Consider the following 26,111-nt stretch of genomic DNA (forward strand, 5'->3'; position numbering starts at 1 on the left):
GACTTTTCGGTTAATGAACACTAACCTAAAACCGAGTTAGTCACCACTAACCGGTTTGTCCCGCCCGGGACTTGTCGACGACGACACGGAGCAGCATGCCGACCCTGACCAGTGAGGCGCCCGCCACGGACGCCCGGTTCGAGCAGAACGACGCAGCCCAGCGCGAGCTCGTGGCGGACCTGAGACGACGGCTCGCCACGGCAGCGGCCGGAGGACCGGAGCGCGCCAGGGAACGACACGTCGCCCGCGGCAAGCTCCTGCCGCGCGACCGGATCGACGCCCTGCTCGATGAGGGCAGCCCGTTCCTCGAACTGGCTCCGCTCGCGGCGACCGGGATGTACGGCGACGAGAGCCCGGCGGCCGGCGTCATCGCCGGGATCGGCCTGGTCGCCGGACGTCACGTGATGGTCGTCTGCAACGATGCCACCGTCAAAGGCGGCACCTACTACCCGATGACGGTGAAGAAGCACCTGCGCGCGCAGGAGGTGGCCCTCGAGAACCGGCTGCCCTGCATCTACCTGGTGGACTCGGGCGGAGCGTTCCTGCCCATGCAGGACGAGGTCTTCCCCGACCGCGACCACTTCGGGCGCATCTTCTACAACCAGGCCCGGCTGTCCGCCGCGAAGATCCCGCAGATCGCTGCGGTGCTCGGCTCGTGCACGGCGGGCGGCGCGTACGTTCCTGCGATGAGCGACGAGACCGTGATCGTACGCAACCAGGGCACGATCTTCCTCGGGGGACCGCCGCTGGTGAAGGCCGCGATCGGCGAGGTCGTCACGGCCGAGGAGCTGGGCGGCGGCGACCTGCACGCCCGCACGTCCGGAGTGGTGGACCACCTCGCCGAAGACGACGAGCACGCGCTCGCGATCGTCCGCGACATCGTCGCGACCCTGCCGCTCCCGCTCTCGCCGGCGTGGCCGGTGCTCGACAGCGTCGTGCCGGCCGCCGACCCCGCCGAGCTGTACGGCGTCGTCCCGGTCGACGTCCAGGCGCCCTACGACGTGCACGAGGTCATCGCGCGGATCGTCGACGGCAGCATCTTCGACGAGTTCAAGCCGGAGTACGGCACCACGCTGGTGACCGGTTTCGCGCACATCCACGGGCATCCGGTCGGTATCGTCGCCAACAACGGCGTGCTGTTCAGCGAGTCCGCCCTGAAGGGCGCGCACTTCATCGAGCTGTGCGACCAGCGCGGAATCCCGCTGCTCTTCCTGCAGAACATCTCCGGCTTCATGGTCGGCCGCGACTATGAGGCCGGTGGGATCGCCAAGAACGGCGCGAAGATGGTCACCGCCGTTGCGACCACCCGGGTCCCCAAGCTCACGGTCGTCATCGGCGGGTCGTTCGGGGCAGGCAACTACTCGATGTGCGGCCGGGCGTACTCTCCGCGATTCCTGTGGATGTGGCCGGCAGCGCGCATCTCGGTGATGGGCGGCCAGCAGGCGGCGAGCGTGCTCGCCACCGTCAAGCGCGACCAGCTGGAGGCGCGCGGGGAGGACTGGCCCGCCGACGAGGAGGCCGCCTTCCGTGCACCGGTCACGGCGCAGTACGAGGAGCAGGGCAACCCGTACTACTCGACCGCGCGGCTCTGGGACGACGGCGTCATCGACCCCGCCGAGACCCGCACGGTGCTCGGGCTCGCGCTCGACGTCGTCTCCCGCTCGCCGCTCCCCGACACCGCCTTCGGGCTCTTCCGGATGTGACCGCCATGACCTCGAACGCCACTGCTCCTCACGCTTCCGCCTCCAGCGTCCCCTTCCGCACCGTGCTGGTCGCCAACCGTGGCGAGATCGCCTGCCGCGTCATCCGCACGCTCACGCGTCTCGGCATCCGCTCGGTCGCCGTCTACAGCGACGCCGACCGGGATGCGCCGCACGTCGCGCTCGCCGACGTCGCCGTCCGCCTGGGCCCCGCGCCCGCCCGCGACAGCTACCTCAGCATCGAGGCGATCGTGGAGGCGGCGCGCAGCACGGGAGCTGAGGCCGTGCACCCCGGGTACGGGTTCCTCTCCGAGAACCCTGCGCTCGCCGAGGCATGCGCGCAGGCCGGTATCGTCTTCGTCGGTCCGGGCGTTCACGCGTTGGAGGTGATGGGCGACAAGATCACCGCAAAGCACGCGGTGGCCGAGTACGACGTCCCCATCATCCCCGGGATCGCCGAGCCGGGCCTGACCGACGACGACCTGATCGCGGCGGCCGACGACATCGGCTTCCCGGTGCTCGTCAAGCCGTCGGCGGGCGGTGGCGGCAAGGGGATGCAGGCCGTGCGTTCCGCCGCGGAGCTTCCGGAAGCGCTGCGGACGGCCCGGCGCGTCGCTGCTGCGGCGTTCGGCGACGACACCCTGTTCCTGGAGCGGCTCGTCGCCTCCCCGCGCCACATCGAGGTGCAGGTGCTCGCCGACCGGCACGGCGGGATCGTGCACCTGGGGGAGCGCGAGTGCTCGCTGCAGCGCCGCCACCAGAAGGTGATCGAGGAGGCGCCGTCGCCGCTGCTCGATGCGGCGACGCGGGAGCGGATCGGCGCGGCGGCCTGCCGGGTCGCGGCCAGCGTGGGCTACACGGGCGCCGGGACGGTCGAGTTCCTCGTCTCCGCCGAGGCGCCGGACGAGTTCTTCTTCATGGAGATGAACACACGGCTGCAGGTGGAGCATCCCGTCACGGAACTCGTGACCGGCCTGGACCTCGTGGAGCAGCAGCTGCGCATCGCCGCAGGCGACCCGCTCGCCTTCGGGCAGGACGACGTCCGGTTGCGCGGCCACGCGGTCGAGGCCCGGGTCTACGCCGAGGACCCCGAGCGCGGCTTCCTCCCGGCCGCGGGCCGTGTCCTTGCGCTGCGCGAGCCGGTCGGTGAGGGCGTCCGCGTGGACAGCGGCATCGCGGCGGGCATCCCGATCGTGACCGACTACGACCCGATGCTCGCCAAGGTGATCGCCTGGGGCGAGGACCGTGCGGAGGCGCTGGCGCGGTTGCGCGGCGCGCTGGCCGGCACGAGCATCCTCGGGTCGGTCTCGAACGTCGCGTGGCTGGTCGACCTCATCTCCGACGACGACGTGGTCGCCGGCCGGATGGACACCACGCTGATCGACCGGCGGTTCTCGGAGCGGACGCCGACGCCGGCCACCGAGGACGAGTTGGCGGCCGCAGCGCTGCTGGCGCACCTCGACCGCGCGCAGCAACCGCCCGCTCAGGTGGGCCCGGTCTGGGCGGCGCCGACGGGATGGCGGCTCGGCCGCGCGCGTCCGGTGCGCTACGACGTGGACGGGGTCACGGTGACTGTCGCCGGACCGGCGGAGGGGGCGATGGTCGCGATCGGTGACGGCGCCGCGAGTCCCGCGTCGCTGCGGCTTCGCGAGCCTGCGTCTGTCGGGGAGCCAACCGTCGCCCTCCTGGACTACGACGGCCGGATGCTGCGCTTCGACCTGGCCCGCGACGGTGCGACCGTGTGGCTGGCACGCGATGGCCGTGCTCGCGCGCTCCGGTTCCGCGACCGCGCCGAACGCCTCGCCGACCGGCTCGCCGCGCTCGACCGCGGTGACGCGGCCGCGCATCCCGAACTCCGCTCGCCGATGCCGGGGACCGTCGTCGCGGTTCCCGTGGAGCCCGGCGCGCGCGTCGAGACGGGCGACACGCTCGTCGTCGTCGAGGCCATGAAGATGGAGCACCGCCTGGTCGCGCCCGTCGCCGGCACCGTGACCGTGCACGTCGCGCCGGGGGACCTGGTGCGACTCGACCAGCTGGTCGCCCGGGTGGATGCCGACGCGGCCGACGCGGCCGACGCGTCCACACCCTCCACAGATGTGCCGCCCGGAGCCGACGTACCGGCTCCCCAGGCGGACGCGGCCCCGGCACCACCGGCCGCCGCACAGCGATAGGCCCCACGAGAGCCGCTACACGAAAGACAGGAACCGCATGACCATGCAGATGGACCGGCCCGCCGACACCGACGTCGCCGGCTTCGAGCTCACCGACGAGCAGCGCCGCCTCCGCGACGAGGTGCGCGACTTCGCCGACACCGTCGTCGCGCCCGCCGCGTACGAGTACGACACCAAGCGCAGCCTGCCGTACGACATCATCGCCGAGATGGGCCGGATGGGCCTGTTCGGGCTCCCGTTCCCGGTGCAGTACGGCGGGCAGGGCAAGGACTACCTCTCGCTCTGCCTCGCCGTGGAGCAGCTGGGACGGGTGGACCAGTCCATCGGCGTCACGCTGGAGGCCGGCGTCGGTCTCGGGGCCATGCCGATCTTCCGGAGCGGCACCGAGGAGCAGAAGCAGGAGTGGCTGCCGATGCTCGCACGCGGCGAGGCGCTCGCCGGGTTCGGGCTCACGGAGGCCGAGGCCGGCTCGGACGCGTCCGGCACCAAGACGACGGCCGAGCTCCGGGACGGCGAGTGGGTGATCAACGGGACGAAGCAGTTCATAACGAACTCCGGTTCCGAGATCACGAAGCTCGTGACCATCACGGCGGTCACCGGCGAGTCGACGCGCGCCGACGGCTCGGTCAAGAAGGAGCTCTCGGCGATCATGGTGCCGACCGGCACACCCGGCTTCGTCGCCGAGCCGGTCTACGACAAGGTCGGCTGGCACACCTCCGACACGCACCCGCTGACGCTGACCGACGTGCGCGTGCCCGAGAAGAACCTGCTCGGGGAGCGCGGCCGCGGGTACGCCAACTTCGTCGCAACGCTCGACGAGGGCCGCGTCGCGTTCGCCGCCCTGTGCACCGGTGCCGCCCAGGGCTGCCTGGAGGAGTCCATCCGGTACGCGCAGAGCCGCAACGTGTTCGGCCGGCCGATCGGCTCCAACCAGTACATCGCCTTCAAGCTCGCCCGGATGCAGGCCCGCGTGCACACCGCCCGGCTCGCCTACTACGACGCCTGCTTCAAGCTGATGGCGGGCAAGCCGTTCAAGATGGAGGCCTCCATCGCCAAGCTGGTCGGAAGCGAGGCGGCGATGGACAACGCGCGCGACGCGACCCAGATCTTCGGCGGCTACGGCTTCCTCAACGAGAACCCGGTCGCCCGGCACTACCGCGACTCGAAGATCCTGGAGATCGGCGAGGGCACGAGCGAGGTCCAGCTGATGGTCATCTCGCGGGCGCTGGGCTTCACCGCCTAACCTGAACGCGGCGGGCAACCTCGAGGAAGAGGAGGACGGATGATCGACAAGACGGTGGCGACAGCCAAGGAGGCGGTCGCCGACATCCCGGACGGCAGCACGCTCGCGGTCGGCGGCTTCGGGCTGTGCGGCATCCCGAGCGCGCTCATCCAGGCGCTGCTCGACGACGGGACGACCGACCTCGAGGTGGTCAGCAACAACTGCGGCGTCGACGACTGGGGGCTCGGGCTGCTGCTCGCCGAGCACCGCATCGCCAAGATGATCAGCTCGTACGTCGGCGAGAACAAGGAGTTCGCACGCCAATTCCTGTCGGGGGAGTTGGAGGTGGAGCTCACGCCGCAGGGCACGCTGGCCGAGAAGCTGCGCGCGGGCGGAGCCGGCATCCCCGCGTTCTTCACGCCGGCCGGTGTCGGAACGCAGATCGCGACCGGTGGGCTGCCCCGCCGGTACGCGGCCGACGGATCCGTCGCCGTGGCCAGCGAGCCCAAGGAGGTGCGGACGTTCGACGACGCCGAGTACGTGCTGGAACGGTCGCTGCGCCCCGACTTCGCCCTCGTCCACGCGGCGAAGGGCGACCGGCACGGCAACCTGGTCTTCCATGCCGCCGCGATGAACTTCAACCCGCTCGCCGCGATGGCCGGCCGCATCACGATCGCCGAGGTCGAGGAGCTCGTCGAACCGGGCGAACTGGACCCCGGCCAGGTGCACTGCCCGGGCATCTTCGTGCAGCGGGTGGTGCACGCGCCGGGAGTGGAGAAGCGGATCGAGCGCCGGACGGTGGCCGCCGCTGCGGCCGGTGCCAGTGCCGGAACCGGTTCCGGGGAAGGGAACGCACGATGAGCCTCACACGCACGGAGCTCGCCGCCCGGGTGGCCCGCGAGCTGGAGAACGGTCAGTACGTCAACCTCGGCATCGGGATGCCCACGCTCATCCCGAACTACATCCCCGAGGGCGTCGAGGTGATCCTCCACTCGGAGAACGGCGTTCTCGGTGTCGGGCCGTACCCCGGCGACGACGCCGTCGACCCCGACCTCATCAACGCGGGCAAGGAGACGGTGACCGTGAATCGCGGCGCCGCCTTCTTCGACTCGTCGCTGTCGTTCGGGATGGTGCGCGGCGGCCACGTCGACCTGGCCGTGCTCGGCGCCATGGAGGTGTCAGAGACGGGCGACCTGGCCAACTGGATGATCCCCGGCAAGATGGTGAAGGGGATGGGCGGCGCGATGGACCTCGTCTTCGGCGCCAAGCGGCTCATCGTCATGATGGAGCACGTGGACAAGGAGGGCCGGCCGAAGATTCTCCGCGCGTGCACCCTCCCGCTGACCGGAACGGGATGCGTCGACCGCATCATCACCGACCTGGCGGTCATCGACGTGACGCCGGACGGGCTGGTGCTCCGCGAGACCGCCCCCGGTGTGACGGTGGACGAGGTGGTCGCGGCGACCGGCGCCCCGCTCGCCGTCGAGGTGGCGGCGTCGTGAGGGAGGTCGTGCAGCGCGGGCTCTTCTACGAGGAGTTCGAGCCGGAGACGCGCTACCTGCACCGGCCGGGCCGTACGGTGACGGAGGCGGACAACGTCTTATTCACCACGCTCACCATGAACACCCAGGCGCTGCACCTCGACGCGGCCTGGTCCGCCGGCCAGCCGTTCGGGGAGCGCCTCGTCAACTCCATGTTCACGCTCGCCACCATCGTCGGCGCCTCGGTCACGCAGCTCACCCAGGGCACGATCGTCGCGAACCTGGGCTTCAGCGAGGTGGCGTTCCCGCATCCGCTCCACCACGGCGACACGCTGTATTCGGAGACGGTCGTGCTCGGCAAGCGGCTGTCCGCGTCCCGCCCGGGCCAGGGGATCGTCACCCTCGCGCACACCGGCCGCAATCAGGACGGCGTCGTCGTCGCGACGGCGACCCGCCAGGTGATGGTGTGGTGCCGGGACGCGGCGGACGGCATCCTGTGAGCGAGCGCACACCGGAGGCCTTCCCGTGGGGCCCTGCGCTGCTGTTCTGCCCGGCCGACCGGCCCGAGCGGTACGCGAAGGCGCTGGAACGGGCGGATGCAGTGATCCTCGACCTGGAGGATGCGGTCGACCCTGCGCGGCGGACGGCGGCGCGGGAGGCGCTGGTCGCGTCCGATCTCGACCCCGCGCGGGTCATCGTCCGGGTGAATCCTGCTGGAAGCGACGACCACGACGCTGACCTCTCGGCACTCGCCGCGACACCCTATAGCGCAGCGATGCTGCCCAAGGCGGAGCGCGCGTCCGACCTCGCCGGGCTCACGGACTACGACGTCATCGCTCTCTGCGAGACCGCTGCCGGTGTGCTCGCCGCGCCCGACCTGGCGAACGCGCCCGGCGTCCTCGGCCTGATGTGGGGTGCCGAGGATCTGGTCGCCTCGCTCGGAGGAACCTCCAGCAGACATCCCGATCGCCGTTACCGCGACGTCGCCCGGTTCGCCCGCTCGGCGGTGCTGCTGGCCGCGGGCGCCGCGGGGGTGCACGCCATCGACACCGTGCATCTCGACATCGCGGACCTCGACGGTCTGGCCGCCGAAGCGGAGGATGCGGCCGCCGTCGGATTCGCCGCGACCGCGTGCATCCACCCCGGTCAGGTGGAGACGATCCGGGCCGCCTACCGGCCCGATCGGGCCGAGGTTGAGGCGGCGCGCGAGCTGCTCGCGGCGGCCGAAGCGGCGGGTGGCGGAGCCTTCCGCTACGCCGGGCGGATGGTCGACGGACCGGTGCTCGCACACGCTCGGGCAGTGCTCCGTCGTTCGTGATGAAACTGTGACCTAGGATTCCGCTGGGGTTCACCCGTTTCGTCGTCTTGGTGTCGGAGGCATGCCGTAATCTTCAAGTGTTCACTAGGAAGTTGAAGGTTCTCGAAACGATTCGAGGGTCGGTGGCTCCGGGTGAACGACTCGCAACGGAATGCGTCGAGTCGCACCACGGGGAGGGGGAGAAATGCCACAGCTGCTTCCCCTGCGCCTGCTCGAAACGGTCGGACTCCGCAGCTCCGGCGCTGCCCGCCAAGCCGCTGCGGCTGCGGCGGCCGCTGCAGCTTCGTCCGCTCCGGCCTCGTCCGCTCCGGCCTCGACCGCTCCCGCGTCGTCTGCTCCGGCGTCGTCTGCTCCGGCGTCCACCGCTCCCGCCTCGGCCGCTGCCGCACCCGCCGCTCGCACGACCGAGCGTCCTTCCGCGCGCGAGCTCGCGCGGGCCGGCTCGGCCCAGCCGCCGACCGGCGTGGTCGACATCGATCCGGCGATCGAGAGCACCGGTCCGCTGTCCATCATCGCCCCGCGCCGAATCGGCGAGAGCGATCTGACGGTGTACCCGCTGTCGCTCGGCGCGAGCGTCTTCGGCTGGACGGCCGACGGCGACACGTCGCTCGCCATCCTCGATCGTTTCACCGAGCTGGGCGGCAACTTCATCGACACCGCCGACAGCTACGTCGGCGGCCGCAGCGAACTGCTGATCGGCACTTGGATGCGCGAGCGCGCCAACCGTGACCGCGTGGTCGTCGCGACGAAAGTCGGCCGCCACCACGAGAACCCCGGCCTCGGGGCCGTGAGCATCGTCCGCGCCGTCGAGGCGTCGCTCGAACGGCTGAAGACCGACTACATCGACGTCCTGTACTTCCACGACGACGACCCGGAGACGCCTCTGGAGGACAGCCTGGCCACGGCCGAGTGGCTGATCGAGAGCGGCAAGGTGCGTTACCTGGCCGCGTCCAACTTCAGTGCGGACCGCCTGATCGAGGCACGCATCCTCGCCTCCTCGGGGCTGCCCAAGTTCGTCGGCATCCAGAACCAGTACAACCTCATGCACCGCACCGAGTTCGAGAGCGCGCCGCGCATCGTCGCGGCCGCCCAGGGGCTCGCGGTCATGCCGTACTACGCGCTGGCGAACGGTTTCCTCACCGGCAAGTACCGCAGCAAGAGCGACCTCACCGCGGGAGCGCGGAGCGTGCGCGCGTCCGCGTACGTCAACCGTCGCGGCCAGCGTGTGCTGGCCGTGCTCGACCGCATCGCGGGGGAGCACCGGGTGGCGCCGGCCAGCATCGCTCTCGCGTGGCTGCTGGCGAAGCGCACGATCGTCGCACCCGTCGCCAGTGCCAGCCGCCCCGACCAGGTGGATGCGCTCATGGCCGCTGCCGGCATCCGCCTCACCCGCGCGCAGATGCTCGACCTCGACCGCGTCTCCGAGTAGCCCGCGGCGCCCGCCGCTGTCTGGTTGACACGACACGCCGCCACACGCGTCGCGCGCACGGCGCGTCGCGTCAACTCCGCGCCCGGTCAGGCGGGTGGGACCGTGACCGCCATCCATGGGACGCAACACGCCGTTTTCCGTCACGGTTTGCGGCGTGTTGCGTCCCATAGTTCCCGTGCGGGTGCCGGGCGCGACCGCGGGTGGGCGCGGCGACCGCGCGCGGTCCCGTCGCGTCTACTTGACACGACACGCCGCCCCACGCCGCTGACGCGCGGCGTGTCGCGTCAACTCCCCGCGCCGCCTCGCGGGCGGGCGGGCTACGCCTCGGCGAGGATGCGGTCGAGCGCGCGGTGCAGCGCGGCGCCCGCGGCGATCGGGTCGCCCACGTAGCCGCCGGCGAGGGCTCCGTCCCGCGCCAGGATGAGGTCGTCGGCCGCGTCGCCGGGGCGCGGGTGGCCGATCTGGCGGAACAGCTCCTCGATGTGGTCGGCGTACCAGTCGCGGTGCGCGGTCACGGCCACACGCACCGGGTCGTTCTCGTCCGAGAACTGCGCGGCCGCGTTGATGAAGGGGTCGCCGTGGAAGTCGGGGTTCACCGCGTCCTCGTTGATCGCGTCGACGAGGGCGCGGGCGATGTCGCGCGGGTCGCCGTTCTTGGCCTCCTGCTCGGCGAACCACTCGCGGACCTGCCGGTCGCGGCCTTCGACGTACGCGATGATGAGCAGGTCCTTCGACCGGTAGTGCTTGTAGAAGGTGGCCTTCGTGACGCGCGCACCCGCGATGATGCGGTCGACGCCCACGGTGTGGATGCCCTCCTGGTAGAAGAGCTCATCTGCGGTGGCGAGGATCTTGACCTTCGACGGTGCGGGCGGCCGGATGGTCGCTCGGGCACTTACGACCATCCGGCACGACTCCTTCTGCTCGGGAGGCGAGGGACCGCCTCCGACTGCTTGCTTTCAGCAGTATAGCAGTAGACAGACGAGTCTGTTTGTCCTCGTTTTCTCAGTCACAGAGTTCGGACCGGCCTGGCGTAGGGTGGAGGGGATGAACAGCGCAGTCGACCTTCCGCTCGGTTTGGCCGACCTCACCTTCGCCGCTTCCGGTGAAGCCCTCGTCCGCCGCACAGTACTCCCCAGCGGCGTCCGCATCCTCAGCGAGCAGGTTCCCGGTGCGCGCAGCGCCACCCTCGGCTACTGGGTCGCCGTCGGGTCCCGCGACGAGAGCGATGGGCAGCCCGGCCATCCCGGCTCACTCGGCTCAACGCACTTCCTTGAGCATCTGCTCTTCAAGGGAACGCGCACACGCACGGCGCTCGACATCGCGGTGTCCTTCGACTCGGTCGGCGGCGAGCACAACGCGATGACCGCCAAGGAGTACACCTGCTACTACGCCAAGGTGCAGGATCGCGACCTCGCGATGGCTGTCGACGTCATCGGCGACATGCTCACGTCGTCGGTCCTCGACCCGGCCGAGTTCGAGAACGAGCGCGGCGTCATCCTCGAAGAACTGTCGATGGCGGAGGACGACCCGGGCGATGTTGCGAATGAGCGGATGTTCCAGGCCGTCCTGGGAGATCATCCCCTCGGCCGTCCGATCGGCGGACGCCCCGACACCATCCGCGCCGCAACGCGCGACGGGGTCTGGGAGCACTACCGCGCGAACTACCGTCCGCAGGATCTCGTCGTCACGGCCGCGGGGGCTGTCGACCACGACCTGCTCGTCGCCGGTGTGGAGCGTGCGCTGGTCGCCGCCGGCTGGGACCTCGAGCTCGCCGCCCGGCCCGTGGACCGTCGCGCCGGCTCCCTCGCGACCATCGAGCGTGGCAGCGCGGTCATGACCGTGCAGCGCCCCACCGAGCAGGCCAACCTCTTCATCGGGATGCCGGGCATCGTCGCCACCGACGAGCGCCGGACGACGATGAGCGTCCTCAACTCCATCCTCGGCGGCGGGATGTCGAGCCGGCTGTTCCAGGAGGTGCGCGAGCGCCGCGGCCTGGCCTACGCCGTGTACTCCTTCTCCGGCTCGTACTCGGACGCCGGCGTGTTCGGCCTGTACGCAGGATGCGCGCCCGCCAAGGCGCGACAGGTCACCGAGCTCATGCTCGACGAGCTGCGCAGACTGGCATCGGACGGCGTGACCGCGGACGAACTGCGTCGCGCGGTCGGCCAGCTCTCCGGCGGCGCGGCCCTCGCGCTGGAGGACTCCGACACCCGGATGTCCCGCCTCGGCCGTGCCGAGATCACGCTCGGCGAGTTCGCCGACCTCGATGAGAGCCTCCGCCGCCTGCACCTCGTCACCGCCGACGACGTGCGAGACCTCGCCACCGACCTGGCGGGGCGACCGATCTCCATCGCTGCGGTGGGGAGCGTCACCGACGACACGTTCGCCGGTCTCGCTCCCTGATCCGCCCTCTTCCGCTCCATCACCGAAAGGTCCACCTTCGTGCCCCACTACATCTACCTGGTGCGCCACGGCGAGCAGCAGGACGCCGAGCACGGGATGCCGGACGGCCCCCTCTCGCCGCGCGGCAAGCGCCAGGCGCAGCTGATCGCGGAACGGCTGAGCGGCATCCCCTTCACGTCGATGTACCACTCGCCGCTCAATCGCGCGACGGAGACCGCCGCGATCATGGCGGAGCGGATGCCGGCGCTGAAGCCCCAGCCGTCCAGCCTGCTGTTCGACTGCATCCCGTCGGGCCCGACGCCGGACATGCCGAAGGCGTTCGAGTCGTTCTTCGGCCCGGTGACGGAGGCCGAGATCGAGGCCGGGCATGCCCAGATGGACGACGCGGTGCACGAGTTCCTGACGCCGGCGATGGGCGACCGTCACGACCTGCTGGTGACCCATAACTTCGTGATCGGATGGTTCGTTCGGCACGTCTTCGACGCTCCGGATTGGCGCTGGCTGGGGCTCAACCAGGCCAACTGCGGTCTGACGATCATCCGCGTGCGGTCGGCGAAGCCCCCGGTTCTGGTCGTGCACAACGACCTCGGGCATCTGCCGGTGGAGTTGCGCACCGGGCTTCCCGAGCTGCAGCCGGTCTAGCTCGCGCGACGGGCGCCGTCAGCTGAGCGGCTCGAGCGGCTTACGGAACCAGTCGGTCGCGTTCGGGTTGTCGTTGTACGGCTGGATGCTCTCGTAGCCGTGCGACCGGTAGAGGCCGCCGGCCGCCTCGAGGCTCTCATTGGTGTCGAGCACGACCTCGGTCGCACCGAAACCGCGGGCCCGCAGCTCCAGCTCCGCCAGGATGGCCCGCCCGTAACCGCTGCCGCGGCGCGAGGGCGAGACCCACAGGTGCTTGATCTCGTAACGCACGACCGGTCCGTCCTCGCTCTCGTCGAGCGGGACGCGCAGCTCGCGGACGCCTCCGCAGCCGACCTCGACCCCGTCGTCGTACGCGAGGAGGAAGACGCCGTTGGGTGCGACGAACTGGCCGGGGTCCGGGAACGACGTGCGGTACGCACCCTGCGCGGACGGGAAGGTCTCCGCCCGCTCGGCGAAGTAGTCGGAGAGCATCCGGTGGGCGGTCGCGTCGGTGACGGCGACGTCTGCGAAAGACACCATCGACCCAGCGTAGCCCCGCGGATCGGCGCGGCCGATCGACCGCCGGTTGCGGCAGCGCCGCAGGTAGGGTGGGTGAGTGAGCATTCGCGTGGCCGTCGCCGGGGCGACCGGAAAACTGGGAAGTGTGGCGGTGCGCCTCATCGAGCAGGCGGACGACCTGGAGCTGGTGGCTCGACTGGACTCCCGCTCGCCGCTGGAGGACATGCTCGGCGCCGACGTGCTGGTGGATATGACGCTGCCGCAGGTGAGTCCGCTGATCGTCGCCTTCGCGGTCGACAACGGTCTGAAGGTGCTGGTCGGGACGTCGGGATGGTCGGCGGACCGCATCCTCGACCTGGAGCGGCGCGTCGCCCAGCACGAGGGCAGCGGCGCGGTGGTCATCCCCAACTTCTCGCTCGGCTCCGCCCTCGGAACGGCCTTCGCCTCCGTGGCTGCCCGCTTCTTCGACTCCATCGAGATCATCGAGGCCCACGGCGCGGGCAAGGTGGACTCGCCCTCCGGCACGGCCGTCCGCACGGCGGAGCTGATCGGCGCCACGCGCGCCGCCATGGGCCCCGTGGAGGCACCGCACTCGGACCAGCGCGCCAGGGGGCAGCAGGTCGCGAGCGTCCCGATCCACAGCCTCCGGATGCGCGGCGTCGCGGCGCAGCAGCAGGTGATCCTCGGTGGTCCGGGGGAGCAGCTCACCATCCGCCATGACACGATCGGTCAGGAGGCGTACGAGACCGGCATCCTGCTCGCCGTGCGCGCGGCCGCCTCCACGACGGGTGTGACCGTTGGCCTCGACAAGCTGATCGACCTCGGGATCGCGGAGCCGAGCGGCGAGCCGCCCCGGCGGACCGTGCGTGACGCCGGCGATGACGGCACAGACCCGGCCAGGTGAGGCACGCACGATGAGGAACCGTTTGGCCGCCATTTTCATGGCGCTGCTCCTGCTGGTGTACCTGGTCCTGGTGACCCAGCGCGCCGTGCTGCTGGTCGCCACCGGGCAGCCCGTGGGGATCGCGATGGGTGTCGCACTCTTCGTGCTGCCGCTGATCGCGGCGTGGGCGATCGGTCGTGAACTGCTCTTCGGTGCTCGGACCGAGCGCTTGGTGCGGCAACTGCACGCCGAGGGCAACCTCCCCGTGGAGGACCTCCCGACCCGGGCCAGCGGGCGGCCCCTGCGGGATGCGGCCGACGAGCAGTTCCCGCAGTACCGCGCAGAGGTGGACGCCGCGCCCGAGAGCTGGCGTGCGTGGTTCCGGCTCGGCCTGGCGTACGACGCGTCGGGGGATCGCCGTCGGGCGCGTGAGGCGCTCCGGCAGGCGATCCGGCTGGAGCGCGCAGCGGCGAAGACCGGCGGCCAGCCCGCGCGTTAGGCGGCGCGCACTTCCATCAGCCGGTCCATCGCATCCTGGACGGTGGCGTCCCGGAAAACGAACCCGTCGCCGAGCAGCTTCTCCGGCACGACGAGCTGATCGGCGAGCAGGAGCTCGCGTCCGGCATCCTGCAAGGCCAGCTCGATCGCGAAGCGCGGAACCGGGAAGAAGTAGGGTCGCCGCACCGCCTGGGCGAGCGCCTTCACCAGCTCGCCGGCCGTCGCCGGGTGCGGTGCCGCCAGGTTTACCGGCCCGTCGAGTGTCGAGTCGAGCAGATGGATGAGCGCCGCCGCTTCGTCGTGGAGGCTGATCCAGGGCCAGTGCTGCCGTCCGCCGCCCAGCGGACCGGCGAGTCCTGCTCTCGCGAGCGGCAGGAGAGGCGCGAGCGCACCGCCGCGGCCGACGACGACGCCGGTGCGGGCCAGGGCCACGCGGGTCGCGGACGGCGCCAGTCGGGCCGCAGCCTCCCACGCGTCGACGACGTCCGTCAGGAAGCCGGTGCCCTTGGTCGCCGCCTCGGTCAGCCTCTGGCCCGGACGGTCGCCGTAGTAGCCGACCGCCGACCCGCTGACGAAGACGGCAGGGGGATCCGCGGCACGCCGCATCCCCTCGGCGAGCGTGCCTGTGGCCTGCAGTCGGGACGAGAGGATGCGGCGCTTGGTCGATCGGGTCCACGGCAGGCGCTGCAGCGACGATCCGGAGAGGTTGATCACACCGTCCGCCCAGTCGAAGAGTTCGGCCGCGACCGACCGTTCGGCCGGGTCCCAGCGGAACTCATCCGGCCCGGTGGGCTCACGCCGCACCAGTCGGCGCGTCGTATGTCCCGCGGCGGCCAGCTGCGCCCGCAACTCACTGCCGATCATCCCGGAGGCGCCCGCCAGGAGCACCCTCATGTCGATGCGCCGCCGCTCAGGCGAGGGTGGCGTCGAGGGTGATCGGGATGCCGACCAGCGCACGCGAGACGGGGCACGTGCTCTTCGCCTCCTCCGCCAGACGCTGGAAGTCGTCCTCGGACAGCCCGGGAACGGTGGCCCCGACCCGCAGGTGACTGCCGGTGATGCCCTGCGCCGGGTCGAAGGTGACCGCCGCGGTCGTCTGGATGCTCTCCGGCGCGTGGCCGAACTGGGCGAGGACGTTGGAGAACGCCATCGAGAAGCAGGCAGCGTGCGCCGCGCCGAGCAGCTCCTCCGGCGTGGTGACCTCGGCGCCGCCCTCGGAGCGTGCCTTCCAGTTCACCGACAGCTCGGCGGCGTGCGAGGAATCGAGCGTGACGACGCCGGAGCCGGTCTTCAGATCGCCGTTCCAGACGGTGGTGGATTCGCTGGTGACTGCCATGGAGGCCTCCTCGGGACGCGCCGCCGCCGTGCGCGGCCGGGCTCGGTCCACCCTACTGAGGAGCTCCGACACGCTCACCCGGCATTCGGCGGATTCCCGGCTGCGCCGCGCGATCGGCTGCCGCGCACCCGGACCAGCAGGAGATAGAGCTGGCAGCCGAGGCAGTACCCGAAGACCGCGTTGAGGAACGCGGCGACAAACGCGAGCGCGGCTGCGACGGGCAGCGCGAGGGGAACCCCTGCGGCGAACACCACGAGACCGACGCCGGTGACCAGGAGACCGACCGCCTGCGCGAAGGTCGGCGGGGCCGGGTCCTCGAGTTCCGTGGGAGCCGCGAGTCGAGGGCGGATCAGCGCCCGGAAGAGAGCGCCGTACGGGTGCCGCTGCACGCCGGCGACGGCGCCCCACGCGAAGAGGAGCGCGATGGCGAGCAGCAGGATGGCGGCGGCGGCCGTCGCTCCGACCAGGGAGAGGAAGATGTCGGCCAGCAGGAGCACGGCGGTGATGCCTGCACCGAAGCGGGGCGAGCGCGGATCGATGCCGCGAGCCCCGGGTCGTGGTGCGCCGGCAGGTGCGCCGGCTGGGGTCTGGTCAGGCTGAGGCATGGTCGCTCCCGAGGATGCGGTGGAGGGTGGTGCGGAGATCGTCCGTGCGAGGGGCGCCGCCGATTCGTGCGCGGACCACGCCGGCGTCGTCGAGCACGAGGGTCGTCGGGGTCTGCAGGATGCCGAAGCGGTCCGCCAGCTCCGGGTGGTCGGTGAGGTCCACCTCCACGTGCCTGACGCCGGCGAAGTCGTCCGCGAGTGCGCCCAGTACCCGGGCGGCGGGGCGGCAGGGCGCACAGAATTCGGTGGAGAACTGGAGGAGCGTGGCACGTCTTCCGAACGCGTCGGCTCCGACGTCCTCGGCCGCGACCACCTGGTCGCCGCGCGTGGAACGGGCGCGACCCGTGGTGGCGCGCCAGACGAGGCCCGCTGCCGTGGCGACCGCCACGAGGCCGAGCAGGATGCCGAGCGCCGCGAATCCGTTCACAGCACCGGACGCTACGCCCGGGTTGTGCACAGCGCCTAGAATGTGACACCGCGTGACGACGACCCGATAGCCTGGTTGCATGCCATCCTCCGCGAACCCGTTCGGCCAGGTGCTCGTCGCCCTGGTCACCCCCTTCACCGCCGACGGCGAAGTGGACTGGACCGGCGTCGAGAAGCACATCGACGACGTCATCCAGGCCGGGGCGGACGGCATCGTGGTCACCGGGACCACGGGCGAGACCTCCACACTGACCGACCACGAGAAGCTGCGGCTGGTCGAGGTCGGCAAGTCGGTCGCCGACGGTCGCGCCAAGATCATCACCGGCGGAGGCTCGAACGAGACCGCGCACGCCATCCAGCTCTACAAGCAGAGCGAGAAGGCGGGCGCCGACGGCGTGATGATCGTCACGCCGTACTACAACAAGCCGACGCAGGCGGGCATCCTGACCCACTTCCGGATGATCGCCGACTCGACCGATCTCCCCGTCATCCTGTACGACATCCCCGGTCGCACGGGCGTCCCGATCAAGTACGAGACGATCCTGCGCATCGCCAAGCACCCCAACGTGCTCGCGATCAAAGACGCGAAGGGCGACTTCAGCGAGGTCAGCCGGGTGCTGAACCAGACCGACCTCATGTACTTCTCGGGCGACGACGCGAACGTGCTCCCGCACCTCGCGATCGGAGCGAGCGGACTCATCGGCGTGACGGCGAACGTCGCCGCCACGCCGTATCGGCAGATCGTCGATGCGGTCAACGCCGGCGACCTGGCGACGGCGACCGCTGCCCATAAGAAGCTCGAACCGCTGGTGCGCGCGGTGATGACCCACGTGCCCGGCACCGTGGCGGCGAAGTACATCCTGCACGGCCTCGGCCGCATCTCCAGCCCGCGCGTGCGCCTGCCGCTCGTCGGCCCGGAGGAGTGGGAGGCCGCCCAGATCGAGGACGAGCTCGACCTCGTGAAAGACATCCCCGGCGTCGACTTCTCCAACTTCCGTCCCGACCGCAATGCGGCCGCGGGCGGAGCGCTCCCGAAGATCGCCGGGACCACACGCTGACGGCCGCCCAGGCGGCGGACGAAGACATCCGCGGGCGCGAGAAGCCCCGCATCCGAAAGAGAAAGAGAGGGCAGATGCCCAACCCCGTTTCCCAGCCACCCGCGCTCGAACCCGGAACGCTCCGCGTCATCCCGACGGGCGGACTGGGTGAGATCGGCCGCAACATGACCGTCTTCGAGTACGAGGGCAAGCTCCTCATCGTCGACTGCGGTGTGCTCTTCCCGGAGCAGGACCAGCCCGGCGTCGACCTCATCCTCCCCGACTTCGCACCGGTCCGCGACCGGCTCGACGACGTCGTCGGCGTCGTGCTCACGCACGGCCACGAAGACCACATCGGCGCCGTCCCGTATCTGCTCAAGCTGCGGCGCGACATCCCGCTGATCGGCTCCGGTCTGACGCTGGCGCTGGTGGAGGCGAAGCTCAAGGAGCACCGCATCCAGCCGTACTCGCTCACCGTCAAGGAGGGCCAGGTCGAACAGCTCGGGCCGTTCTCGCTGGAGTTCGTGGCCGTCAACCACTCCATCCCGGATGCGCTCGCCGTCGCGATCACCACGCCCGCCGGCGTCGTGCTCCACACCGGCGACTTCAAGATGGACCAGCTGCCCCTCGACGACCGTCTCACCGACCTGCGCGCCTTCGCGCGGTTGGGCGAGAAGGGCGTCGACCTGTTCCTCGCCGACTCGACAAACGCGGACGTCCCCGGCTTTACGCCGCTCGAGCGGTCGATCGGTCCGGTGCTCGACTCGGTCATCGCGCGGGCACCGCGCCGGGTGATCGTCGCGAGTTTCTCGAGCCACGTGCACCGCGTGCAGCAGGTGCTCGACGCGGCCGCCGCCAACGGCCGCCGGGTCGCCCTGCTGGGCCGTTCGATGGTCCGCAACATGACGATCGCGGCCGAGCTCGGGTACCTCAAGGTGCCGGAGGGTGTGCTGATCGACTACAAGAAGGCCTCCGACCTGCCCGACGACCGGATCGTCTACATGTCGACCGGTTCGCAGGGCGAGCCGATGGCCGTCCTGGCGCGCATGGCGAACATGGATCACCAGATCGAGGTCGGCTCGGGTGACACCGTGATCCTCGCCTCGAGTCTCATCCCGGGCAACGAGAACGCGGTGTACCGGGTCATCGACGGGCTCACCAAGCTGGGCGCGAACGTCGTCCACAAGGGCAACGCGAAGGTGCACGTCTCGGGGCACGCGGCCGCCGGCGAGCTGCTGTACTGCTACAACATCCTGAAGCCCAAGAACGTGATGCCAGTGCACGGCGAGTACCGCCACCTGGTCGCCAACGCGCGCCTCGCGATGGATACCGGCGTACCCGAGAAGAACACGATCCTGGCAGAGGACGGCTCGGTCATCGACCTGCGCGACGGCGTCGCCCGCATCGTCGGCCAGCTCGACCTCGGGTTCGTGTACGTCGACGGTTCAAGTGTCGGCGAAATCACGGACGCCGACCTCAAGGACCGCCGCATCCTCGGCGAAGAGGGCTTCATCTCGATCATCGTCGTGGTGGAGGCCGCCAGCGGCCGGATCGTCACGGGGCCGGAAGTCCACGCCCGCGGGTTCGCTGAAGACGACGCGATCTTCGACGACGTGAAGCCGAAGATCGCCGCCGCGCTCGCGGAGGCGGCGCAGAACGGGGTCCGCGACTCGCACGCGCTGTCGCAGATCGTCCGGCGCACGGTCGGCCGCTGGGTGAACACCAGCTACCGCCGCCGGCCGATGATCGTGCCGCTCGTCATCGAGGCATAAGCGCGAGGCATAGGCACGGGGGCCGGATCGTAACCTCCCGGAAACACCGCGGCGGGTAGCGTTTGCGCATGTACCCGTTCCGCATCCGTCCAGCGACCGGCCAGGACGCACGCGTCCTGGCCGACATGCTGGTGGAGGCGGCGAACTGGAACCCGGTCCTCTCGCGCAGCCGCGTGACGGTGCTGGAGGATCGCGCGGTGACGCGGTACGTCGCCGGCTGGCAACGGCCGGGTGACTTCGGCTGCGTCGCGGAGGACGCCGGAGGCGTTCCCGTCGGCGCGTGCTGGGCGCGGCTCTTTCCGGCGAATGCGCCCGGCCACGGCTTCGTCGCGGTCGGCGTGCCGGAGCTCATCCTGGGCGTCTATCCGCAGTGGCGCGCTCGCGGAGCCGGGCGGGCGCTGCTGCGTGAGCTCGCGACGACGGCGGCGGCCCGAGGGCATGCCCGAGTGAGTCTGAGCGTCCAGCGCGGCAACTTCGCTCAGCGACTGTATGTGAGCGAGGGGTACGTCACGGTCGCCTCGCGCGACGACGCCGACACGATGGTTCGCACAGTTCGCTGACACGCCGGATTTTCCACAATCCAGGCGCGGGAGCCGCACGATGACGGGGGCACGACGTACCGTTGTGCCCATGGCCACGAGCACCAAGTCGAATTCTCGCGCCCGGGGCTCCGGTCGCGGCGGGTCGACCGCGCGCAAGCCGGCGTCGAAGACCGCGCAGCAGAAGACGGTCGCCTACCCGGCCGCCGATGCGGGACCCAGTCCGCTCATCCGAGCCTGGATGGGTCTGGCGCACCTCACCGGCGCTGCCTTCCGCGCGCTCGGACCGGAGAAGTTCAGCAAAGAGGAGCGGCGCGACGGTTTTCCGTTCTTCCTGGTCCTCCTGGCGATCGCCGGGGCCGTGGTCGAGTGGTTCCTCATCAATGACCAGGTCGCACGCACCCTCGACGCCTGGACCTTCGGCGGCCTGTTCGGCCGGGTCGCGTTCGCGCTGCCGGTCGTGATGGTGCTGTTCGCCGCCTGGCTGTTCCGGCATCCCAGCTCGGTGCACGACAACACGCGTATCGGGATCGGGCTCAGCATCCTGCTGCTGACGGTCTCCGGGCTCTGCCATCTGTTCAGCCCGCACCCGTCGCCCAGCGACGGCATGATCGCACTGGCGCAGGCCGGCGGCGTCCTGGGCTGGCTGATCGCGGCTCCGCTCTCGCTCGTGATCACGCCATACGGGGCCGGTGCGGTCGTCATCCTGCTGCTCATCCTGAGTCTCTTCATCATCACGAAGACCCCGCCGAACAAGCTGCCCGAACGCATCCGTGAGCTGTACGCCTACCTGTTCGGCGCCCAACTCCCGACCGAAGACGAACGCCTCGAGGCGAAGGAGGCGGCCAAAGGGGCGAAGTCCAAGCAGGTCGAACTCGACGGAGTGGACGACCAGCCCGAGACCGAGGCGAACCTGCCGTGGTGGCGTCGCAACAAGTCGCAGCGCGAGGAAGACCCGGACTACGACTCTTCCGCCCGGGACGGCCTCAGCGAGGTCTTCGGAGCTCCGCAGCGCGGGAAGGGCGAGTTCGACAGCGCCCTCGAGCCGGACCCGGCCAGCGATCATTACAACACCGAGGTGCTCAGCGAGCTCGCGCACGCTGAAGACGCCTTGCAGCGGTTCACCGGTGAGCAACCGCCGACCGCCCTCGCGCCCCTTCCGACCGCGGGCGGGATCCCCGGGGCGGGCGCGGTGCTGCCCGGTTTCCAGGCCGGAGTGGGCGACTTCGACGAAGACGCCGCCGAGCCTCCTGCCCTGCCGCAGCCGACCGCGCCCTACAACCTGCCGTCGGCATCCATGCTCTCCGCCGGCACGCCCGCGAAGACGCGTTCGGGTGCAAACGACGAGATCGTCGCCGCCATCACCGAGGTGCTGACCCAGTTCGGCGTCGACGCGAAGGTCACCGGCTACTCGCGCGGACCGACGGTCACGCAGTACGAGATCGAGCTGGGTCCGGGCGTGAAGGTGGAGCGTGTCACGGCTCTGAGCAAGAACCTCTCCTACGCGGTGGCGAGCAACGAGGTCCGCATCCTCTCGCCCATCCCGGGGAAGAGCGCGATCGGCGTCGAGATTCCGAATTCGGACCGCGAGATCGTGTCGCTGGGCGACATCCTGCGCTCCCCGGCCGCGGCCAAGAGCACGCACCCGATGACCATCGGCGTCGGCAAAGACGTCGGCGGCGGGTTCGTGGTCGCGAACCTGGCGAAGATGCCCCACCTGCTGGTCGCCGGTTCCACGGGCTCCGGCAAGTCGAGCTTCGTCAACTCGATGATCACGAGCCTCCTGATGCGCGCCAAGCCGTCGGAGGTGCGGATGGTGCTCATCGACCCGAAGCGCGTCGAGCTCACGATCTACGGCGGAGTCCCGCACCTGATCACCCCCATCATCACGAACCCCAAGAAGGCCGCGGAGGCCTTGCAGTGGGTCGTGAAAGAGATGGACATGCGGTACGACGACCTGGCGAGCTTCGGCTTCCGCCACATCGACGACTTCAACCGCGCGGTGGTCAACAACGAGATCGTCCTCCCCGCCGGCAGTGAGCGCACGCTCAAGCCCTACCCCTACCTCCTCGTCGTGGTGGACGAGCTCGCCGACCTGATGATGGTGGCGCCACGCGACGTCGAAGACTCGATCGTCCGCATCACGCAGCTGGCCCGTGCGTCCGGCATCCACCTGGTGCTCGCGACGCAGCGTCCGTCGGTCGACGTGGTCACCGGTCTGATCAAGGCGAACGTGCCGTCGCGCCTCGCCTTCGCGGTCACCAGCGTCACCGACTCCCGCGTCATCCTCGACCAGCCGGGAGCGGACAAGCTCATCGGCCAGGGCGACGGCCTCTTCCTGCCGATGGGCGCCTCCAAAGCGGTGCGCGTCCAGGGCGCGTGGGTGAACGAGGACGAGATCCAGAAGGTCGTCGCGCACGTGACCCGGCAGGCGCGGCCCGAGTACCGGCAGGATGTCACGGTCGGGGCCGAGCGGAAGCAGATCGACTCCGACATCGGCGACGACCTCGAGCTGTTGCTCGCCGCCGCCGAGTTGGTCGTGTCGTCGCAGTTCGGATCGACGTCCATGCTGCAGCGCAAGCTGCGCGTCGGTTTCGCCAAGGCGGGCCGCCTGATGGACCTGCTGGAGTCCCGGGAGATCGTCGGGCCGTCGGAGGGCTCGAAGGCCCGTGACGTGCTCGTGACGGCGGAGCAGCTGCCGCAGGTCATCGCACGCTTGCGCGGCGAAGAGCCGCCGTCGGCCGCCGCGGCACCGGCGGCTGCTCCTGCCGCAGCCGGTGTAGGCGCTGGTCCGGCCGTCGGGTTGCCTGCTCCGCAGGCGGGCGCGGCGTTCGGCGACAGTGAGGACCGCTACGGCGCCGACCCCGTCGCCGAGATGACGGCGGGCTATCCTGAGGTCGAGGGCGACTCGGACGAGGACGCCTGGCAGCTGACCGACAGGGAGTGAAGACCGCGATGTCGGTGCCCCACACGCCTCCGCCCGCCGCCTCGGATGGCGGAGCGAAGCGCGTGAGCAACTGGAACCTGCCCAACGCCATCACGGTGGTGCGCATCCTTCTCGCCCCGCTCTTCGTCTGGATGCTGCTGTCCGACGGCGGTGACGACGGCTGGTTGCGCTGGGCTGCGGCCGTGCTGTTCATCCTGGCCATCGCGACGGACGGCGTCGACGGAGCTCTGGCGCGCCGGAACGGGATGGTCACCGATCTCGGCAAGCTCCTCGACCCGATCGCCGACAAGGTGCTCACCGGCGGTGCCCTCATCGCGCTGTCCATCCTCGGCGAGCTGCCCTGGTGGGTGACGGTCGTCATCCTCGTCCGCGAGGTCGGCATCACCGTGTACCGCTTCGCCGTGATCCGGCAGGGCGTCATCGCGGCTTCGCGTGGCGGGAAGATCAAGACCATCGTCCAGTCGGTGGCCATCTCCGCCGCACTGCTGCCGCTGTGGACCGTATTCGGCGACTGGGTCTTCTGGGCGAACGGCATCCTGATGACCGCCGCCGTGATCCTGACCGTCTGGACCGGGATCGACTACCTCTGGCAGGCGTGGAAGGGGCGGAGGGCGAAGCGTGCCCTCGCCTGACCGGGCTCCGGTGGCGTCCTCAGCGACCGTCGACGTCGTCAGGGAACTCATCGAGCGGCAGCTGACCATCGCGGTCGCCGAGTCCCTGACCGGCGGCCTGCTCACCGCCGAGTTGACCAGCGTTCCCGGCGCCTCCGCGGTCGTCCTCGGTGGCGCGGTGGTCTACGCGACCGAGCTGAAGCACACACTGGTCGGGGTGGATGCGGACGTCCTGGCCACCGAAGGGCCTGTTCACCCCGAGGTGGCGCGGCAGCTCGCGGACGGAGTGCGGAGCCGGCTGGCGGTCGGCGGACGGCCGGCGGACGTCGGCGTCTCGACCACAGGAGTGGCCGGTCCGGACCCACAGGGCGGGCGCCCCGTCGGCACCGTGTACGTCGGCGTGTCGTCGGCGCAGGGGACCCGCGCGGTGACGCTCGAGCTCTCCGGCGACCGGGACACCATCCGTCGCCGGACCGTCGCGGAGGCGGTCCGGGCGCTCGCGTCGGAGCTCGACATAACGGTTGGGTGAAGATCCCGGGTTACCGCGGGAATACGCGGTGTTTCGGTCTGGTTACACCTGTTGCATTCACAAGAAAAGCCCAGTGGTCCTCGATATCGTGGAGGACAGGGATGCGGTACATTCGTATCCCATCGATACGTCGGCAGGGCAAAGAGAGGGAGGCTCCGAATGATTCTTGTACGTCAGGAAATCGGCGACGTGCTCAGGGACTTCCGCCTGCAGAAGGGTCGTACGCTTCGCCAGGTCGCCAGCAAGGCGAGCGTGGCGCTCGGGTACCTCAGCGAGGTCGAGCGCGGACAGAAAGAGGCGTCGAGCGAAATCCTCGCCTCGGTGGCAGACGCGCTCGAGACCCCGGTCTCGGTCATCATGCGCGAGGTCGGTGACCGCATCGCGGTCCTCGAAGGCCTCGAGCCGGTGATTCCGGACACCATTCCGGACGAGTTCGTCTCCGCTCTGGACTCGGACCTGGTCGCCCGCTGATTCCGAACACTCTTGAGGACGCCCCGCGGTTCGCGGGGCGTCCTTCGTTTTCCCATCCAGCTGTTCTCTCGAAATAAGGAACCATGAAGCTCAGCGAGTTCCAGCGCGCCGTCTCGGATGAGTTCGGCAGCTCGTACGGCCAGACGTTGCTGACCGACCTCGTCCTCGCCGAACTCGGCGGGCGCACCGGGAATGAGGCGATCGCAGCAGGGCTACCTCCCCGCGAGGTGTGGCTCGCCCTCTGTCGCGAGACGGGCGTGCCGTCCTCGCGCTGGTACGGAGCCGGGAAGCCTGCTCCGCAGCGCTGAACCGAAGCTCCGCAGCGCTGACAAGCTGCGACACGCCGATTCCGAACTCTCGAAGATATGTTCGGACCTGGCTACACTTCTTCACAACGGCAGTCGAAAACCGGTTGTCCACAGAATGCGCGTCCACCGCTTCGAGTGTCGGACGTCACTCCTAGAGTCGAACCGTACCGAAGCCCACGAAGGAGAACGCACATGCCATCACCCGCAGACCGCGAAAAGGCGCTCGAGACCGCCCTCGCGCAGATCGACCGCCAGTTCGGCAAGGGCTCGGTCATGCGACTGGGCAGCGACGAGCGCGCCCCCGTCGAGGTCGTCTCGACCGGGTCGATCGCACTGGACGTCGCACTCGGCATCGGGGGTCTCCCGCGCGGCCGCATCATCGAGATCTACGGCCCGGAGTCGTCGGGTAAGACGACCCTGACCCTGCACGCGATCGCCAACGCGCAGCGCGGCGGTGGCATCGCCGCCTTCATCGACGCGGAGCACGCCCTCGACCCGGAATACGCCCGGAAGCTCGGCGTCGACATCGACGCTCTCCTGGTGTCGCAGCCCGACACGGGTGAGCAGGCGCTCGAGATCGCCGACATGCTCGTGAGAAGCGGCTCGATCGACCTCATCGTGATCGACTCCGTCGCAGCGCTCGTGCCGCGTGCTGAGATCGAGGGCGAGATGGGTGACTCCCACGTGGGTCTCCAGGCCCGACTGATGTCCCAGGCTCTCCGCAAGCTCACCGGCGGTCTCAGCCAGACCAACACCACGATGATCTTCATCAACCAGCTGCGAGAGAAGATCGGTGTGTTCTTCGGAAGCCCCGAGACGACCGCCGGCGGTAAGGCGCTCAAGTTCTACGCGTCGGTCCGCCTCGACATCCGTCGCATCGAGACTCTGAAAGACGGCACCGACGCGGTCGGTAACCGGACGCGTGTCAAGGTCGTCAAGAACAAGATGGCGCCGCCCTTCAAGCAGGCTGAGTTCGACATCCTGTACGGGGTCGGCATCTCCCGCGAGGGCAGCCTCCTCGACTTCGGTGTGGAGCACGCGATCGTCAAGAAGTCGGGCGCCTGGTACACCTACGAGGGCGACCAACTCGGTCAGGGCAAGGAGAACTCGCGCAACTTCCTGATCGCGAACCCCGACGTGGCAGCGGAGATCGAACAGAAGATCAAGATCAAGCTCGGAATCATCGCCGACCCGAACGCCGTGGCCGAAGAGCCGACCAACGTCGGATCCATCGAAGACAAGCTGAAGGCCCGCAAGGGCGCGTGATCGTGCCTGTCGCCTCCCA

At 70.0% G+C, this 26,111-nt stretch carries 27 protein-coding genes; 21 read left to right on the plus strand and 6 right to left on the minus strand.

The features are described from left to right. Window positions 1–95: 95 nt before the first annotated feature. The 8 genes from AB4079_RS03625 (at window position 96) to AB4079_RS03660 (ending at window position 9,321) form a co-directional block, all read left to right on the plus strand. Complete coding sequence (locus AB4079_RS03625; protein ID WP_441785927.1) at window positions 96–1,703, plus strand: carboxyl transferase domain-containing protein; 1,608 nt, start codon at window positions 96–98, stop codon at window positions 1,701–1,703. Between the two features lie 5 nt (window positions 1,704–1,708). Beyond that, window positions 1,709–3,871, plus strand: a complete 2,163-nt coding sequence (locus AB4079_RS03630) for an ATP-binding protein (RefSeq protein WP_441785928.1) — start codon at window positions 1,709–1,711, stop codon at window positions 3,869–3,871. 37 nt (window positions 3,872–3,908) lie between these two features. Further along, the gene (locus tag AB4079_RS03635; RefSeq protein WP_441785929.1) at window positions 3,909–5,114 is read left to right on the plus strand and encodes an acyl-CoA dehydrogenase family protein; all 1,206 of its coding nucleotides are present in this window, start codon (window positions 3,909–3,911) and stop codon (window positions 5,112–5,114) included. 39 nt (window positions 5,115–5,153) lie between these two features. After that, on the plus strand, window positions 5,154–5,954 hold the full coding sequence (locus AB4079_RS03640; RefSeq protein ID WP_441785930.1) for a CoA transferase subunit A: 801 nt from the start codon (window positions 5,154–5,156) through the stop codon (window positions 5,952–5,954). Continuing rightward, window positions 5,951–6,595 (plus strand): CoA transferase subunit B, encoded by a 645-nt coding sequence (locus AB4079_RS03645; protein WP_441785931.1) that lies wholly within the window; start codon window positions 5,951–5,953, stop codon window positions 6,593–6,595. The genes AB4079_RS03640 and AB4079_RS03645 overlap by 4 nt, the downstream gene beginning before the upstream one ends. After that, complete coding sequence (locus AB4079_RS03650; RefSeq protein WP_441785932.1) at window positions 6,592–7,074, plus strand: MaoC family dehydratase; 483 nt, start codon at window positions 6,592–6,594, stop codon at window positions 7,072–7,074. Before AB4079_RS03645 ends, AB4079_RS03650 begins: the two co-directional genes overlap by 4 nt. Next, window positions 7,071–7,892 (plus strand): HpcH/HpaI aldolase/citrate lyase family protein, encoded by an 822-nt coding sequence (locus AB4079_RS03655; protein WP_441785933.1) that lies wholly within the window; start codon window positions 7,071–7,073, stop codon window positions 7,890–7,892. The genes AB4079_RS03650 and AB4079_RS03655 overlap by 4 nt, the downstream gene beginning before the upstream one ends. 184 nt (window positions 7,893–8,076) lie before the next feature. Further along, the gene (locus AB4079_RS03660) at window positions 8,077–9,321 is read left to right on the plus strand and encodes an aldo/keto reductase (RefSeq protein ID WP_441785934.1); all 1,245 of its coding nucleotides are present in this window, start codon (window positions 8,077–8,079) and stop codon (window positions 9,319–9,321) included. Window positions 9,322–9,638: 317 nt separating this feature from the next. Here the strand turns inward: AB4079_RS03660 and AB4079_RS03665 are convergent, their stop codons facing one another. Beyond that, window positions 9,639–10,223, minus strand: a complete 585-nt coding sequence (locus AB4079_RS03665; protein WP_441785935.1) for a TetR/AcrR family transcriptional regulator — start codon at window positions 10,221–10,223, stop codon at window positions 9,639–9,641. Window positions 10,224–10,365: 142 nt separating this feature from the next. Between AB4079_RS03665 and AB4079_RS03670 the strand changes: the two genes are divergently transcribed. Both AB4079_RS03670 and AB4079_RS03675 read left to right on the plus strand, forming a co-directional pair. Beyond that, on the plus strand, window positions 10,366–11,724 hold the full coding sequence (locus AB4079_RS03670; protein WP_441785936.1) for a M16 family metallopeptidase: 1,359 nt from the start codon (window positions 10,366–10,368) through the stop codon (window positions 11,722–11,724). 39 nt (window positions 11,725–11,763) lie between these two features. Next, window positions 11,764–12,366 carry a histidine phosphatase family protein gene (locus AB4079_RS03675; RefSeq protein WP_441785937.1) on the plus strand — a complete coding sequence of 201 codons (603 nt, stop codon included), beginning with the start codon at window positions 11,764–11,766 and terminating at the stop codon, window positions 12,364–12,366. A gap of 18 nt (window positions 12,367–12,384) precedes the next feature. Here the strand turns inward: AB4079_RS03675 and AB4079_RS03680 are convergent, their stop codons facing one another. Then, entirely contained in the window at window positions 12,385–12,885 is a 501-nt protein-coding gene (locus tag AB4079_RS03680; RefSeq protein ID WP_441785938.1) for a GNAT family N-acetyltransferase, read from the minus strand. A gap of 76 nt (window positions 12,886–12,961) precedes the next feature. Here AB4079_RS03680 and dapB point away from each other — a divergent pair, with 76 nt between their 5' ends. Then, the gene (gene dapB, locus AB4079_RS03685; RefSeq protein WP_441785939.1) at window positions 12,962–13,768 is read left to right on the plus strand and encodes a 4-hydroxy-tetrahydrodipicolinate reductase; all 807 of its coding nucleotides are present in this window, start codon (window positions 12,962–12,964) and stop codon (window positions 13,766–13,768) included. A gap of 10 nt (window positions 13,769–13,778) precedes the next feature. Then, entirely contained in the window at window positions 13,779–14,246 is a 468-nt protein-coding gene (locus AB4079_RS03690) for a tetratricopeptide repeat protein (RefSeq protein WP_441785940.1), read from the plus strand. On the opposite strand, the gene AB4079_RS03695 is transcribed toward AB4079_RS03690, so the two are convergent. The 4 genes from AB4079_RS03695 to AB4079_RS03710 form a co-directional block, all read right to left on the minus strand. Further along, window positions 14,243–15,139 carry a TIGR01777 family oxidoreductase gene (locus AB4079_RS03695; protein ID WP_441785941.1) on the minus strand — a complete coding sequence of 299 codons (897 nt, stop codon included), beginning with the start codon at window positions 15,137–15,139 and terminating at the stop codon, window positions 14,243–14,245. The two genes, AB4079_RS03690 and AB4079_RS03695, sit on opposite strands and share 4 nt — an antisense overlap. Window positions 15,140–15,155: 16 nt before the next feature. Then, on the minus strand, window positions 15,156–15,581 hold the full coding sequence (locus AB4079_RS03700) for an OsmC family protein (protein ID WP_441785942.1): 426 nt from the start codon (window positions 15,579–15,581) through the stop codon (window positions 15,156–15,158). Window positions 15,582–15,655: 74 nt separating this feature from the next. Beyond that, complete coding sequence (locus AB4079_RS03705) at window positions 15,656–16,186, minus strand: DUF4395 domain-containing protein (protein ID WP_441785943.1); 531 nt, start codon at window positions 16,184–16,186, stop codon at window positions 15,656–15,658. Further along, a complete protein-coding gene (locus AB4079_RS03710; protein WP_441785944.1) occupies window positions 16,173–16,613 on the minus strand; it encodes a TlpA family protein disulfide reductase in 441 nt (146 codons plus the stop codon). Before AB4079_RS03710 ends, AB4079_RS03705 begins: the two co-directional genes overlap by 14 nt. 79 nt (window positions 16,614–16,692) lie before the next feature. On the opposite strand from AB4079_RS03710, the gene dapA reads away from it, so the two are divergent. The 9 genes from dapA (at window position 16,693) to recA (ending at window position 26,092) form a co-directional block, all read left to right on the plus strand. After that, window positions 16,693–17,670, plus strand: a complete 978-nt coding sequence (gene dapA, locus AB4079_RS03715) for a 4-hydroxy-tetrahydrodipicolinate synthase (RefSeq protein ID WP_441785945.1) — start codon at window positions 16,693–16,695, stop codon at window positions 17,668–17,670. A 74-nt stretch (window positions 17,671–17,744) separates the two neighbouring features. Then, a complete protein-coding gene (locus AB4079_RS03720; protein WP_441785946.1) occupies window positions 17,745–19,421 on the plus strand; it encodes a ribonuclease J in 1,677 nt (558 codons plus the stop codon). 68 nt (window positions 19,422–19,489) lie between these two features. Further along, on the plus strand, window positions 19,490–19,981 hold the full coding sequence (locus AB4079_RS03725) for a GNAT family N-acetyltransferase (protein ID WP_441785947.1): 492 nt from the start codon (window positions 19,490–19,492) through the stop codon (window positions 19,979–19,981). 70 nt (window positions 19,982–20,051) lie between these two features. Next, window positions 20,052–22,907, plus strand: coding sequence for a DNA translocase FtsK 4TM domain-containing protein (locus AB4079_RS03730; RefSeq protein ID WP_441785948.1), 2,856 nt, complete (start codon window positions 20,052–20,054; stop codon window positions 22,905–22,907). Between the two features lie 8 nt (window positions 22,908–22,915). Next, window positions 22,916–23,539 (plus strand): CDP-diacylglycerol--glycerol-3-phosphate 3-phosphatidyltransferase, encoded by a 624-nt coding sequence (gene pgsA, locus AB4079_RS03735; protein WP_441785949.1) that lies wholly within the window; start codon window positions 22,916–22,918, stop codon window positions 23,537–23,539. Then, complete coding sequence (locus AB4079_RS03740) at window positions 23,526–24,047, plus strand: CinA family protein (protein WP_441785950.1); 522 nt, start codon at window positions 23,526–23,528, stop codon at window positions 24,045–24,047. Before pgsA ends, AB4079_RS03740 begins: the two co-directional genes overlap by 14 nt. A gap of 159 nt (window positions 24,048–24,206) precedes the next feature. Next, the gene (locus tag AB4079_RS03745; RefSeq protein ID WP_431218302.1) at window positions 24,207–24,518 is read left to right on the plus strand and encodes a helix-turn-helix domain-containing protein; all 312 of its coding nucleotides are present in this window, start codon (window positions 24,207–24,209) and stop codon (window positions 24,516–24,518) included. A gap of 83 nt (window positions 24,519–24,601) precedes the next feature. Continuing rightward, window positions 24,602–24,826: a DUF3046 domain-containing protein gene (locus AB4079_RS03750; protein WP_441785951.1), complete on the plus strand. Its 225-nt coding sequence runs from the start codon at window positions 24,602–24,604 to the stop codon at window positions 24,824–24,826. Window positions 24,827–25,018: 192 nt separating this feature from the next. Beyond that, window positions 25,019–26,092, plus strand: coding sequence for a recombinase RecA (gene recA, locus AB4079_RS03755; RefSeq protein ID WP_441785952.1), 1,074 nt, complete (start codon window positions 25,019–25,021; stop codon window positions 26,090–26,092). Window positions 26,093–26,111 lie beyond the last annotated feature (19 nt).

This window comes from Leifsonia sp. 2MCAF36, assembly GCF_052115525.1.
In the GTDB taxonomy this organism is placed as follows: Bacteria; Actinomycetota; Actinomycetes; order Actinomycetales; family Microbacteriaceae; genus Leifsonia.